This is a genomic window from Actinomycetospora sp., from assembly GCF_055612215.1.
Genome location: NZ_JBVPVA010001075.1, coordinates 1 through 1,195 on the forward strand (window position 1 = coordinate 1; position 1,195 = coordinate 1,195).

A 1,195-nucleotide genomic window follows, 5' to 3' on the forward strand; every position below is an offset into this window, starting at 1 on the left:
CGGGGGGCTACTTGACGATGTTGACCAGCCGACCGGGGACCACGATCACCTTGCGGGGCTCGGCGCCGTCGAGGATCTCGACGACCTTGGGGTCGGCCAGGGCCGCCGCCCGCACCTCGTCCTCGGTCGCCGATGCCGGGACCGTGATCCGCGAGCGCACCTTCCCGTTGACCTGGATGGGGTACTCGAGCGTGTCCTCGACCAGCAGCGACGCGTCCGGCTCCGGGAACGGCGCGTAGGCCAGCGACCGCGGGTGCCCCAGCAGGGACCACAGCTCCTCGGCCAGGTGCGGGCACAGCGGCGCGAGCATCAGCACCAGCGGCGCGGCCACCGAGCGGGGCAGCCCGCCGTCGGGGTAGGTCTTCGTGAGGTGGTTGGAGAGCTCGATGAGCTTCGCCGCCGCGGTGTTGTAGTGCATCGCCGGGAAGTCGGCGCGCACCCCGTCGATCGTGCGGTGCAGCAGCCGCAGGGTCGCCTCGCCGGGCTCGCCGTCGGAGACCCGCAGCGCGCCGCTCTGCTCGTCCACCATCAGCCGCCACACGCGCTGCAGGAACCGCTGCGAGCCGACGACGTCGCGCGTCGACCAGGGCCGGGAGGCCTCCATCGGGCCGGTCGACATCTCGTAGAGGCGGAAGGTGTCCGCCCCGTACGTCGCGCACATCTCGTCTGGCGTGACGACGTTGCGCAGCGACTTGCCCATCTTCCCGTACTCCCGGGTGACCGGCTCGCCGTTCCACGTGAATCCGCCCTCGGGCGACTCCACGACCTCCTCGGCGGGCACGTACACGCCGCGCGCGTCGGTGTAGGCCCACGCCTGGATGTAGCCCTGGTTGAACAGCCGGCGGAAGGGCTCCGACGCGGACACGTGGCCCAGGTCGAACAGCACCTTCTGCCAGAAGCGGGCGTACAGCAGGTGCAGCACGGCGTGCTCGACGCCGCCGACGTACAGGTCGACGCCGCCCGGGTCGCCCGGACGCTGCGGGCCCATCCAGTACGCCTCGTTCTCCGGGTCGACCAGCACCTTGTCGTTGTGCGGGTCCAGGTAGCGCAGCTCGTACCAGCAGGAACCGGCCCACTGCGGCATGGTGTTGGTCTCGCGGGTGTACTGCTTCGGCCCGTCGCCCAGATCCAGCTCGACGGTGACCCAGTCCTTCTTGCGCGACAGCGGCGTCTCGGGCGTCGAGTTCGCGTCGTT

The 1,195-nt window shown here is 70.9% G+C and carries 1 protein-coding gene; it reads right to left on the reverse strand.

What is annotated here, in order from left to right; genetic code table 11:
- Positions 1-7: 7 nt before the first annotated feature.
- The coding region (locus tag AC0CYZ_RS29030) for a class I tRNA ligase family protein (RefSeq protein ID WP_472221583.1) at positions 8-1,195 on the reverse strand (1,188 nt) is incomplete at its 5' end.